This window comes from Herbaspirillum sp. YR522 (assembly GCF_000282575.1).
Lineage (GTDB): Bacteria > Pseudomonadota > Gammaproteobacteria > Burkholderiales > Burkholderiaceae_D > Herbaspirillum.
Window position 1 is genome coordinate 38377 of record NZ_AKJA01000119.1, and the last position, 10886, is coordinate 49262.

11 protein-coding genes are annotated in these 10886 nt (G+C 64.4%); 6 read left to right on the forward strand and 5 right to left on the reverse strand.

Annotated elements, in window-relative coordinates:
* Positions 1-9 precede the first annotated feature (9 nt).
* The 3 genes from PMI40_RS16925 to PMI40_RS16935 are packed head-to-tail and all read right to left on the reverse strand — an operon-like array spanning position 10 to position 2324.
* Entirely contained in the window at positions 10-753 is a 744-nt protein-coding gene (locus tag PMI40_RS16925) for an SDR family NAD(P)-dependent oxidoreductase (protein WP_040502243.1), read from the reverse strand.
* Positions 754-761: 8 nt separating this feature from the next.
* Positions 762-1124 carry a hypothetical protein gene (locus tag PMI40_RS16930; protein WP_008117768.1) on the reverse strand — a complete coding sequence of 121 codons (363 nt, stop codon included), beginning with the start codon at positions 1122-1124 and terminating at the stop codon, positions 762-764.
* Between the two features lie 39 nt (positions 1125-1163).
* Positions 1164-2324: an acyl-CoA dehydrogenase family protein gene (locus PMI40_RS16935; RefSeq protein WP_008117771.1), complete on the reverse strand. Its 1161-nt coding sequence runs from the start codon at positions 2322-2324 to the stop codon at positions 1164-1166.
* A gap of 232 nt (positions 2325-2556) precedes the next feature.
* On the opposite strand from PMI40_RS16935, the gene PMI40_RS16940 reads away from it, so the two are divergent.
* Positions 2557-4071, forward strand: coding sequence for an ATP-binding protein (locus PMI40_RS16940; RefSeq protein WP_008117773.1), 1515 nt, complete (start codon positions 2557-2559; stop codon positions 4069-4071).
* 313 nt (positions 4072-4384) lie between these two features.
* Positions 4385-5446, forward strand: a complete 1062-nt coding sequence (locus PMI40_RS16945; protein ID WP_008117775.1) for a porin — start codon at positions 4385-4387, stop codon at positions 5444-5446.
* Positions 5447-5524: 78 nt separating this feature from the next.
* Here the strand turns inward: PMI40_RS16945 and PMI40_RS16950 are convergent, their stop codons facing one another.
* On the reverse strand, positions 5525-6454 hold the full coding sequence (locus PMI40_RS16950) for a LysR family transcriptional regulator (RefSeq protein ID WP_008117778.1): 930 nt from the start codon (positions 6452-6454) through the stop codon (positions 5525-5527).
* Positions 6455-6712: 258 nt separating this feature from the next.
* Here PMI40_RS16950 and PMI40_RS16955 point away from each other — a divergent pair, with 258 nt between their 5' ends.
* From PMI40_RS16955 to PMI40_RS16970, 4 genes are read left to right on the forward strand one after another with little or no spacing between them, the layout of a single operon-like run.
* Positions 6713-7900 carry an amidase gene (locus PMI40_RS16955; RefSeq protein ID WP_008117780.1) on the forward strand — a complete coding sequence of 396 codons (1188 nt, stop codon included), beginning with the start codon at positions 6713-6715 and terminating at the stop codon, positions 7898-7900.
* A gap of 44 nt (positions 7901-7944) precedes the next feature.
* The gene (locus PMI40_RS16960) at positions 7945-9231 is read left to right on the forward strand and encodes a Rieske 2Fe-2S domain-containing protein (protein ID WP_008117782.1); all 1287 of its coding nucleotides are present in this window, start codon (positions 7945-7947) and stop codon (positions 9229-9231) included.
* Between the two features lie 2 nt (positions 9232-9233).
* Positions 9234-9728 carry an aromatic-ring-hydroxylating dioxygenase subunit beta gene (locus tag PMI40_RS16965; protein WP_008117783.1) on the forward strand — a complete coding sequence of 165 codons (495 nt, stop codon included), beginning with the start codon at positions 9234-9236 and terminating at the stop codon, positions 9726-9728.
* Positions 9729-9760: 32 nt separating this feature from the next.
* Positions 9761-10717 carry a PDR/VanB family oxidoreductase gene (locus tag PMI40_RS16970; protein ID WP_008117786.1) on the forward strand — a complete coding sequence of 319 codons (957 nt, stop codon included), beginning with the start codon at positions 9761-9763 and terminating at the stop codon, positions 10715-10717.
* Positions 10718-10766: 49 nt separating this feature from the next.
* Here the strand turns inward: PMI40_RS16970 and PMI40_RS23385 are convergent, their stop codons facing one another.
* Positions 10767-10877, reverse strand: a complete 111-nt coding sequence (locus tag PMI40_RS23385) for an integrase core domain-containing protein (protein ID WP_238540971.1) — start codon at positions 10875-10877, stop codon at positions 10767-10769.
* Between the last annotated feature and the right edge of the window lie 9 nt (positions 10878-10886).

Consider the following 10886-nt stretch of genomic DNA (forward strand, 5'->3'; position numbering starts at 1 on the left):
TGACAGGACTCAACGCATGAACAGGCCACCGTTGATGTCGAGGCAGGTTCCGGTGGCCGCTGCCGCCTCGGGCGAGGCCAGCAGCAACACCGCATCGGCGATGAAATCGGGTTCGCCCAATGCCTTGACCGGGATGTTCTGGATGGTCGCGGCCAACTTGTCGGCCGGGACGATCTCCCGCACGATGGGCAGCTCCAGCGGACCCGGCGAGATGGCATTGACGGTCACGCCGTTGGCCGCCAGTTCCCGCGCGAACACCTTGGTCAGGGTCAGCACGCCGCCCTTGGCCGCCGCATAGTGGGCCCCGGTCGCGGTGCCGCCATTCTGGCCCGCCAGCGAAGCGATATTGACGATGCGTCCGTATCCCCGTTCGGCGAAACGCTTGCCGAACACCTGGCACGCAAGAAACGTGCCTTTCAGGTTGATGGCGGTGACGTCGTCGAATTCCTCGGGGGTGATGTCCATCAATGCGGCCACGCGCGACTGTCCGGCGTTGTTGACCAGTACCGCCGCGCCGCCCCAGCGCAATTCGATGGCATCGCAGGCGGCGATGAAATCGGGCTTGCGGCGTACATCCAGCGCCAGCGCCATGGCGCTGGCGCCACTGGCGTCGAGGCTGGCGGCCACAGTGGAGACCAGTTCCAGGTCGACGTCGGCCAGCGCCACCTTGTAGCCGGCAGCGTGCATCTTGCGCGCGATGCGCTCTCCCAGGCCACGGGCGGCGCCCGTGACCAATGCAATCTTCTTGTCCATGGGGTGCATCATGCCTGGATGATCAGCGCGCGACCGACGCGGGCCTCGATCTTGCCGTACTTCCAGAGCCGATGCTCGCCTACCATGGTGGTGCGAAACAGGTTGCAGGCGGCCACCACGGTATCCATGTCGACCACGTCGGCCATGATGTAGAAGGTCCAGGGGGCGGCGTCGGACTTGCCTACCATCAGGCGGTCGTCGTCCATGGTACCGATGACGTCGATGCCATCCATCCTGGCCAGCGCGGTCATCATCTCGCCGTAGGCCTTCCAGACCGGGCCGGTCTCGGTAGCCGGCAGGTCGAAGAAGTTCTGGGTGACGCCTACGCAGAACAGGACGCGCAGTGCTTCTTTTTCAGTGGCTTGGGTCATGCATTTTCTCCTTCGGAAATTTGGATCGGCAAGGCCGGTTCACAGGAAGCCGGGCATCGGCGGCACGCCCAGCGTGACCGCACCAGCGCCATCGTAGATGCCTTCGCCCAGGAAGGCATGCTGCTTGACCACGGCGGCGTCGCGCAGGTAGCGCTGCAACGGATGGTGATTGTAGATGGCGGTGGTGCCGGCCAGGCCAAACATGCTTTGTACCACTTCGTTGCCGACCCGGGCGATCTCGACGGCCGTCAGGCGCAGCATGCTGACCTGCTCGGGCGTGACCGGCTTGCCGGCCAGGATCGATTGCCAGACCTCGTGGGTCACTTCGTACAGGAAGGCACGCGCCGAGCGCAGGTGCGCCTCGGCCTTGGCCACCTCGATACGCACGTAAGACCGGTCGGCCAGTTTCGGCGCGCCCGTGATGGCCACCCGGCCGCCGGACATCTGGTTGATCTCGTCGATGGCGGCACGGGCGATGCCCAGGTTGACCACGCCCAGCACCTGCGCCGCATAGGCGATGGTGGGATAGCGGTACAGCGGTTCGTCGATGGTCGGCACGCCGCCGCGGATGAAGGTCCACTCGTCGGCCACGAACTTGTCGCTTACCCGCAGGTCATGGCTGCCGGTGCCGCACAGGCCCATGACGTCCCAGTTGTCGACGATCTCGACCTGCGCCGGCGGCAGCACCGCGGTACGCGGCTTGGCGCCGGGCTGGCCGGGCACCGCCGCCCCGATGCCCACGCCCAGCATGTCGGCGCCCTTGCAGCCGCTGGCGAACTTCCAGGTGCCATTGACCTGCCAGCCGCCGTCGACCTGGGTCGCGGGCTGGATCGGGAACAGGCCGCCGGCGAACACCAGGTCGGGCGAATCGGCATACAGCTTGGCCTGGGTTTGCTTGGGCAAGGCGGCCAGGTAGACCGAGGCCGAGCCGAAGCTGGCCACCCAGCCCACCGAGCCGTCGGCTTCGGAAATCTTCTCGATCAGCTGCAGGAAGGCGGTCGGCGCCAGGCCGCTGCCGCCGAAGCACTGCGGCGTGGCGGCGCGATACACGCCCAGCTTCTTGAGCCTGGAAATGAATTCACGGGGCACGAAGCGCTGGCGGCCGAATTCGTCGCGCCGGGCGCGGATCTCGCTGAACAACTGTGTCATTGCCTCATCCTCGCTGGCCGCCAGGGCGGCCGGTGCTTCCATTGCGGACATTCGTTTCTCCAAGATCGCGGTACTGCATCGGGTGACGGCCGGCAAGCCACGGCGTGCGGCAGGCTGTCATTGTTGGCAATCGAGTGTAGGCAGCGCGCCGTCCCGGTTCAATCGGGACGGCCGGGGAATTTTTAGGGGTAACCGGGCAGCGCGCTAAAGAAATCCCCTAGGGCACGACCCGGCCGGCACGGCGGGCTTAGAATGGGGCGCGTTCCATCGTCCAATGCCCGTCATGACCACCACCACCGAACCACCGATGCGCTTCGACCTGGCCGACTTCAAGCGCATGATGCAAGCGCTGTCGGTCTGCATCATCCTGCACGATGCCCAGACCAAGGCTATCCTGTGGGCCAACCCTTCGGCCTGCGAGGTACTGGGTTTTACGCTGGAAGAACTGCTGCCGCTGAAGGCACCCGACATGAGCCGTCGCTCGCACGAATACCGGCGCGAGATCGGCCGCAAGTGGCTGCATGACGCGGTACTGCGCGGACGCAACATGGTCGAGTGGTGCTACCGGGCCAAGAACGGCGATGAAATCATGTCGGAGGCCATCGCCACGCTGGTGTCGCTGTCCGAACGCGATGTGATCATGGTGCAGTTTCGCGACATTGCCAGCGAGGAACTCATCAAGCGCGAGATGAAGCGGCTGGAATCGCGCCTCAAGGAATTCATGCAGGACTCCGACGAAGGGGTGGCGGTGCTGCGTGCCGACGGCGGCATCGAATACATCAGCGACGCCGGGCGCAAGCTGCTGGGTGTGCGCCCCGGCCAGCATCCGCCCAAGAACTTCGCCCAGATGTGCAGCGACAGTTCGCGCGAGGAACTGCTCGAGTTGCTGACGCTGGCGCTGCCGGACGCGATCTCGTTTCCGATCCGTTACCAGCTGCTGCAGAAGAATGGCGCCGTGCGCTGGCACCAGGCGACCTGCCGCTACATCGAGATCGAGAACGACCTCAAGGGGCACCTGCTGCATTTTCATGACGTCACCGACCAGGTCGAGGCCGAAGAGGCGCGACGGCGCGACCAGACCGCGCTCGAGTACCTGGCCCGCCACAACGCCATGGGCGAGATGGCCACCGCAATTGCCCACGAACTGAGCCAGCCGCTGGCGGCGATCCGCAATTTCCTCGAAGGCTCGATATTGCGCATCGAGAACAACGCCGCGCTGCGCGAACACGCCGACGGTATCGCCTGGGGCCTGCACAATGCAGGACGCCAGGTCGACCATGCCGCCGCCATCATCAAGAGCGTGCGCGAATACGTGGTCAAGCTGGAACAGACCGAGACCGTGATCGACCTGTGCGAGATCGTCGGCGAGGTGCGTTACTTCATCGAGCTCAAGGCCGCCGAGGCGGGCGTGGCCGTCACCATCGCGCCGGGCTCGCTGGCCTTGCCGGTGAGCTGCGAGAAGGTGCTGATCGGCCAGGTGATCCTGAACCTGGCGTTCAATGCGATCGAGGAGATGAGCCGCTTCGACGCCCCCTTGCGCCGTATCGAGATCAGCTGCGAGCGCGACGGCCAGACCGCGTTGCTGAAGGTGTGCGACCAGGGCGGGGGACTCGAGGCCGGCCACCGCGAACGGCTCTTCGATGGCTTCTTCTCGTCCAAGGTGAGCGGCAACGGCATCGGACTGGCGCTGTGCAAGAACATCGTCGCGCGCCATCGGGGCGACATCTGGGCGCAACCGGCACAACCTCGCGGCACCTGCTTTTGCTTCACCCTTCCGTTGGTGAAAAACCACATCTAAAGATACCTTTAGCCACGCGCCCGATTGGTGATCGGGCGCACCCGGCTGGTGCCGATGGCCCCGCCCGGCCCCTTGCGACCGACCCGGCTGCACCTCATTAGAGAAAAAAGGCCTGCCCCGGCGGCCCATCAGTGGCGCTTATCAGCGTGATCCAACGCGCCAATTTGATCTGGCGCAAAGCCCATCCCTACCATCGGACCTGCATGACGTCGTCGTGATCTGCATCGACCTCGACGCGGCACGTTGTGTGGACACACATTGTGCACAGACGTGTACACACTCAACAGGCAACACTACAGGGAGCGTAATCAACATGAAGAAGAAACTGCTGGTCGCAGCCACGCTGGCGGCATGTACGACAATGGCGCACGCCCAGAGCAGCGTCACCATCTACGGCCTGATCGATATCGGCTTGACCTATTACTCCAGCGCCCGCACCACCGCCACCGGCGGCAATGCGTCGCTGCTGCGCATGGACAGCGGTATCGCCCAGGGCAGCCGGATCGGCTTCAAGGGCACCGAAGACCTCGGCGGCGGCCTGTCGGCCTTCTTCACCCTGGAAACCGGTTTCGGCGCCGATGACGGCAGCCTGGGCCAGGGCGGCCTGATCTTCGGTCGCCAGTCGTTCGTCGGCATCAACAGCAAGAGCTGGGGTTCGGTGAGCCTGGGTCGCCAGTACGACTTCATGGCCAACCTCGGCGGCCAGTACGCCATGGGCGCGCTGTCGCCCGCCGGTTCGTTCGCCTGGGGCCTGCATGCCGATGCCGCCAACGGTGGCGCGCTCAACAACCACATCTACGCCGGCGACCGTACCAACAATTCGATCAAGTACGCCAGCAACAAGATCGGCGGCTTCTCGTTTGGCGCCATGTACGGTTTCGGTGAAGTCGCCGGCAACAATACCGCCGGCCGCACCATCAGCGCCACCGGCCAGTACGACGCGGGGGCGTTCAGCGGCGCGCTGTCGTACACCGACATCAAGGACGCCACCGGCAATGCGGCGACCCGCATGTACGGTGGCGGCGCCAGTTACCAGCTGGGTGCCTTCAAGCTGTTCGGTATCGCGACCCAGGTCAAGAACACCGGTACCAGCGCCAAGGACACCACCTATGAACTGGGCACGGTCTATGCATTGACACCGCTGTGGGACCTGGCCGGCGCCTATCAATTCCAGAAGCGCAGCCAGGGTATCGGCAATGCACAGGCCGTCATCGCCATGCTCGACTACAAGATCTCCAAGCGTACCGATCTGTATGTCGGCGCCGTGTATGACCGCGACAAGGGTTATCGCGCCTATCCGGTCACCGGTGGTGGTATCCAGTCGGCAACCGGCAACCAGAGCGCCGTGCGCATGGGTATCCGCCACCGCTTCTGATGCCGCTTGATGGAAGTCTGAAATAGTCTGAGGAAGAATGCCCGCTCGAATGACATCCGGCGGGCATTCGAGTTTTGATCAGCTGCTACGGCCGTACTGTTGCAGCAGGTCGATGAAGATCTGGCGCAGCCAGCTGTTGCCGGCGTCGTTGTCGAAGGCCTGGTGCCAATGCAAGGTGACATCCACGGTCGGGATTTCGACCGGCAGTTGATACGACACGAACGACTCCGGGTGCTCGCTCTGGAACAGCTTGGCAATGCGCAGCGGCACCGTGGCGACCAGGTTGGATTTTTCGAGGATGCGCGGCAGTACCGTGAAGTGCGGGATCGACAGGCTGATCTTGCGCTGCACGCCAAGGCCGCGAAACGAGTTCTCGACCTGGTGATGACTGCTTTCGGCCGACTCCACCAGCACATGCGACATGGCCAGGAATTCGTCGAGCTCGAGGTGCCGGCGCTGCGGCAGGTCGTCGCGACGCCGCATCAGGCAGACATAGTTTTCGCGAAACAGCAGTTCGTAGTGGGTCACCGGCTTGAGCGCGGGCAGGTTGCCGAAGGCAAAGTCGAGCTGGCCGGTGCGCAGCGCCTCCTCGAGATGGGCCGGCGCCACCTGCTCGACCTGCAGGCGCGAGCCCGGCGCCTGTTGAGTGAGGATTTCGCACAGGTCCGGCAGGAACATCATCTCGGCCACATCGGTCATCGAAGCCCGGAACACCCGGGTGCTGGTGGCCGGGTCGAAGCGCTCGGTATAGCGCAGCGCGTCCTGCACCGCCTGCAGCGCACGACTGATGGGCTTGGCCAGTTCGGTCGCCGTGGGCGTGGGCTGCATGCCGTCCTTGGTGCGGATGAACAGCGGGTCGTCGAAGATCTGCCGCAGGCGGCCCAGCGCATAACTGACCGCCGGCTGCGACAGGTGCAGGCGGTTGCCGGCCAGGGTCAGGCTGCGCTCTTCGGCAATGGCCTGGAAGACGCGCAGCAGGTTCAGATCCATGTTGTTGAAGGTGGCCATCGCAGTCTTTCGGAAGGGGTGATGACAGCGGCGAAAACAGGGCGAGGGCGGCCGGAGAAGGGCTGGCGGCTGCATTCATGCTGTTTATGAGAATAATATTCTACATCAATTTGATCTATTTTAATGCGGATTCTAGAATGCATTCGAACAGCCAAAGGCGCTCGTCACCGACGGGCCCAGGGTTGATCGAATGCATCCGGCGCCAGCCAGGTTTTCCCAGCGCGCCTCTTAGCAACGCTTCATCGATACGGATGCACCATGACACCTGAGCCAATTCGTCCCGAGGGGACAGACCGCACCGTACCCGGCACCGGGCATGCATTGCTGTCGCGCTTTCACCTGGGCGGCAGCGGCCCGACCGTCGCCATCAAGGACTGCATCGACATTGCCGGCATGGCCAGCTGCGGCGGCAGCGCGGCGCTGGCCGACGCCGCGCCGGCCGAGGCCCATGCCGACGTGGTGCGCCTGCTCATCGATGCCGGCTGGCAGATCACCTCGCGCGCCAACATGCACGAGCTGGCCTACGGCATGACCGGCATCAACGAATGGAACGGCACCCCGCTCAACCCGCAGGATCCCACCCGCATGCCCGGCGGTTCGTCGAGCGGCTCGGCCTCGGCCGTGGGCGCCGGCCTGGTCGACCTGTCGATCGGCAGCGACACCGGTGGCTCGATCCGACTGCCGGCAGCCTGTTGCGGCGTGGCCGGCTTCAAGCCTACCTTCGGTCGCGTCAGCCGCAACGGTGCCTGGCCGCGCTACAGCAGCATCGACTGTGTCGGCCCGTTTGCCCGCGGCATGGACCTGATCATCAGCGCCATGGCCACCATCGCCCCCGGCTTCGACCGTGCAGCGGCGCTCGCACCGCAGGCGCAAGCGCGCGTGAAACTGGTGCACACCGATAGCGACGCCGCCATCCTGGCCGCGGTGCAAGCCGCCTTCGAGGCCACCGGCTGGCAGGGCGAAGCCATCGGACTGGAGGGCATGCAGGGCGCCTTCGAGGCCGGCATGGTGCTGATCAACCGCGAGACCTGGGCCGCCTTCGGCCACCTCACCGGCGGCGGGCGACTGGGCGCCGACATCGAAAAACGCCTCACGGCGGCCGGCACCACCAGCGACGATGCAGTAGCCGGTGCCGAACGCATACGCGCCAGTTTCAGCGCCGCCGTCGACGCCGCCCTGGTCGACGCCGATGCACTGCTGCTGCCGACCCTGCCGCAACTGCCGCCGACACTGGCGGCCCTGCGCGAAGGCACCTCTGTGCTGACACTGAGCAAGCTGGTGCGGCCCTTCAACCTGTCCGGCCACCCAGCGCTGACGGTACCTGTCCCGCTGGCCGGCAGCAGCCTGCGGGCCGGGCTGCAACTGGTGGGTCGCAAGGGCGACGACGAAAGAATCTGCGCACTGGGCCTGCACCTGGAACAGGCGCTCAAAGCAAGCGCGGCCTGAAGTCCCAGGCACACGCCGAACGAAACAACACACTGGAGAATGCAATGAACGCACCGCTACGTTTCCATCCGAGAACGCCGGACTCTTCCTACGCCGACCTGGTGCAGGATGCCGTGGTCGACCCCTCGCTCTACACCGACCCGGCCATCTTCGAAGCCGAGATGGACAAGATCTTCTACAAGACCTGGGTCTGGGTCGGCCACGAGAGCGAGATCCGCAATCCGGGCGATTTCAAGACCGCCCAGATCGGTCGCCAGCCGGTGATCGTGGTACGCGACAAGAGCGGCAAGATCAACGTGCTCGAAAACCGTTGCCGCCATCGCGGCGCGACCGTGTGCGAAAAGCACAAGGGCAACGCCACCGGCTTCACGTGCCCGTACCATAGCTGGTCCTACGGGCTGGACGGCAAGCTGCGTGGGCTGCCCTATCCGGAAGGCTACGAAGACGTGGTCGAGAAGGCCGACCTGCCGCTGCAGAACCTGCGGGTAGGCGCCTATGGCGGCATGATCTTCGCGTCCTTCAACCAGGACATCGAGCCGCTGGAAGACTTCCTCGGCCACGCCAAGCAGTGGATCGACCTGTTCATGAAGCAGGGTGCGGGCTTTCCCATCAAGGTACAGGGCGAACACAAGTTCAGCTTCAAGGGCAACTGGAAGATCCAGCTCGAGAACACGACCGACGGCTATCACTTTCCGGTGGTGCACAAGACCTTCCTGTCGTCGGTGGACGCCGAGACCTCGGAAATGCTGTCCTTCATGACCGACGACCAGTCGATCACCCGCTCGCTGGGCAACGGCCACAGCGTCATGATCATGGTGCCGGAACACGTCGACCTGGATATCGACGATGGCAGCGAGCAATTGCAGGAGCGCTTCTCGCACATCATCGAAGAGCTGTCCAAGACCATGCCGCCGGAGCAGGTACGCCGCATCGTGCGCTCGCTGCACGGCGCCGGCTTCAACCTGAACCTGTTCCCCAACGTGGCCATGTCGATGTCGTTCTTCCGCGTGCTGCATCCGGTGTCGGTGAGCGAGACCCAGATCCGCCACGTCGCGCTGGGCATGGACGGCGGCCCCGAGATCGCCAACCGCGAGCGCCTGCGTATCCATGAGCACTTCCAGGGCCCGTTCGGCTTTGGCAGCCCGGACGATGCCGAAGCGTGGGAGCGCGTGCAGGCCGGATCGAACGCGGGACGTAACGTGCCGATCCTGGTCAACCGCGGCCTGAACCGTGAATGGGTGGACGACAACGGCGACAAGGTGTCGCATTCGACCGACGAGACCGGGATGCGCGAAGCGTATGCCCAGTGGAAAAAGATGATGGAGCAATGAGCATGAGCGAGAACCTGCAGGGCATCCCCGAATCGATGGCCAAGGCCATCGCCTTTATCTGGAAAGAAGCCGAGCTGCTCGACCGCAAGGACTACGCCGCCTGGCAAGACCTGTGGACCGACGACGGATACTACGTGGTACCGATCGACCCCGAGACCACCGACTTCGCGGCGACCCTGAACTACGCCTACGACAACGCCCACATGCGCAAGATTCGCATCGAGCGCTTGACCTCGGGTTTTGCGATGTCGGCGGTCGACGCCGCCACCACCGTGCGCACGGTATCGCGCTTCGTCCCGGTGCACCTGTCGGCCGAACTGGTCGAGATCACCTCGGCCCAGGTATTGGTGGGCTACAAGCGCCAGCAGCACACGCTGTTCGTGGGCAACGTGACGCACCGCATCCGCTTTACCGCGCAGGGTCCGAAGATCGAGCAGAAGGTGATCCGGCTGGTCAATTCGATGGACAGCCTGAACGCCCTGGGCTTCCTGCTGTAACCGCAACAAGTACACGAGCATTGGCGCAACACATGAAACTGATCGTAGACAAACTGATCGACGAAACGGGCGACATCCGTTCCTTCCGCCTGGTGCGCTCCGATGGCGCGGCGCTGCCCGCCTACGAGCCGGGCGCCCACATCGACGTCACCGGCCCCACCGGGGTGATGCGCCAATACTCGCTGTGCGGCCCGCTGGACGACCAGTGCGCCTACACCATCGCCGTCAAGAAGGAACCCGCCTCGCGTGGCGGATCGGCCGCGTTGCACGACGCCGTGACGCTGGGCGCGGAACTGGAAGTGGGCACGCCGCGCAACCTGTTTGCGCTGGACGCGGCGGCGCCCGAGCACATCCTGTTTGGCGCCGGCATTGGTGTCACGCCGCTGTTATCGATGGCGTACCAGCTATGGGCCGGGCAACGGAAATTCACGCTGCATTATTTCGTGCGGGCCCGCGAGCACGCGGCGTTCGCCGACCTGATGGACAGCGCCCCGTTCGCGGCCCATGTACGCTTTCACTATGGCGTGCAGCCGTCGGACATGGATCACTACCTGAACGCCTGCCTGGACGCTGCCAGCGCCGAAGCGCACGTCTACACCTGCGGCCCGGCGCCGTTCATGGACGCGGTGGTCAAGAGTGCGGCGCGCCATCGGTCCGAAGAAGCGATCCACCTGGAGCACTTCCAGGCGGCCACGCCAGCCGAGGCCAGCGAAGCGGAGGAGGGCGCCTTCGAAGTCAAGCTGGCCAGCTCGGGCAAGGTAGTGCAGATCCCGGTGGGCATTCCCATCATCGACATCCTGGCGCGCGAAGGGATCGTCATCGATACGTCGTGCCGCGAAGGCATCTGCGGCACCTGCGTGGTGCCGTTGCTGGAAGGCGAACCGGACCATCGCGACAATTGCCTGTCGAAGAAAGAGAAGGCGGCCAACGACCAGATCTGTACTTGTGTCTCGCGGGCCAAGTCGAAGATGTTGGTGTTGGATCTTTGATGGGGTGCCTGAGTGTAATGACCCAGCCAAACCTGCTCACTTCATGCCGCTAATGCAAATGCCTCGCCTCAGCCGGGGTCTTCATACCAAGGGCCTGATGCGGCCGCTGGTTGTTGTAAAAGCCAATCCAGTCGCCGATGACGCGACTGGCGTGCTGCAAGGTTTCGAA

Bases quoted from the DNA above. Each gene is read 5' to 3' on its own strand.
- PMI40_RS16925 (WP_040502243.1), bottom strand. From the start codon at position 753: ATGGACAAGAAGATTGCATTGGTCACGGGCGCCGCCCGTGGCCTGGGA.
- PMI40_RS16930 (WP_008117768.1), bottom strand. From the start codon at position 1,124: ATGACCCAAGCCACTGAAAAAGAAGCACTGCGCGTCCTGTTCTGCGTA.
- PMI40_RS16935 (WP_008117771.1), bottom strand. From the start codon at position 2,324: ATGTCCGCAATGGAAGCACCGGCCGCCCTGGCGGCCAGCGAGGATGAG.
- PMI40_RS16940 (WP_008117773.1), top strand. From the start codon at position 2,557: ATGACCACCACCACCGAACCACCGATGCGCTTCGACCTGGCCGACTTC.
- PMI40_RS16945 (WP_008117775.1), top strand. From the start codon at position 4,385: ATGAAGAAGAAACTGCTGGTCGCAGCCACGCTGGCGGCATGTACGACA.
- PMI40_RS16950 (WP_008117778.1), bottom strand. From the start codon at position 6,454: ATGGCCACCTTCAACAACATGGATCTGAACCTGCTGCGCGTCTTCCAG.
- PMI40_RS16955 (WP_008117780.1), top strand. From the start codon at position 6,713: ATGACACCTGAGCCAATTCGTCCCGAGGGGACAGACCGCACCGTACCC.
- PMI40_RS16960 (WP_008117782.1), top strand. From the start codon at position 7,945: ATGAACGCACCGCTACGTTTCCATCCGAGAACGCCGGACTCTTCCTAC.
- PMI40_RS16965 (WP_008117783.1), top strand. From the start codon at position 9,234: ATGAGCGAGAACCTGCAGGGCATCCCCGAATCGATGGCCAAGGCCATC.
- PMI40_RS16970 (WP_008117786.1), top strand. From the start codon at position 9,761: ATGAAACTGATCGTAGACAAACTGATCGACGAAACGGGCGACATCCGT.